General features: G+C 62.3%; 1 protein-coding gene. It reads left to right on the forward strand.

The features are described 5' to 3' along the window. Positions 1 to 559 (forward strand): IS30 family transposase (locus DY467_RS25390; protein ID WP_164639805.1); only part of this gene is annotated, 559 nt, incomplete at both ends.

The raw sequence follows: 559 nt of genomic DNA on the forward strand, positions 1-559 counted from the left end.
GGCCAGCTCAGCCTCGAGGAGCGCGTTGAGATTTATCGCCTGCATGCGGGCGGTATATCTCAAAATCAGATTGCGGTTGCCCTGGGCCGGTCGCCTTCTACGATCAGTCGAGAGCTGAGGCGCAATTCCAAGCGAACGAAGGTCTGGGCCGGCGGCTACGAACCAGTCCGCGCCCAACAATTGGCCGAGCGGCGGAGGCGATGGGATTGTCGCTTCAAACTGGCGCGCCAGCCGGGCCTACGAAGACGCGTGGGCAAAAGCCTTGCGATGGGACATTCGCCGGAGCAGATCGCCGGCCGGCTGGCGCTGAAGCATGGTCGCGTCATCATCAGCCACGAGTCAATCTATCGCTTCATCTATCATCGCACCGCGCAGCAGGATTATTGGTACCTGCTGTTGCCACGTCACAAGAAGTTCCGAGGGCGTCGGCGGCGGGGCGGCAGCACCGCAAGCCTCATCAGACAACGGCGTTCGATCGCCGAACGGCCCATTGAGGTCGATAGCCGGCAGACCGCGGGGCATTGGGAAGCCGACTGCATGATGTTCTCCCGATCCGGAC

Origin of the sequence: Rhodopseudomonas sp. BR0G17 (assembly GCF_010907025.1) — a bacterium.
Classification (GTDB): Bacteria; Pseudomonadota; Alphaproteobacteria; order Rhizobiales; family Xanthobacteraceae; genus Rhodopseudomonas; species Rhodopseudomonas palustris_H.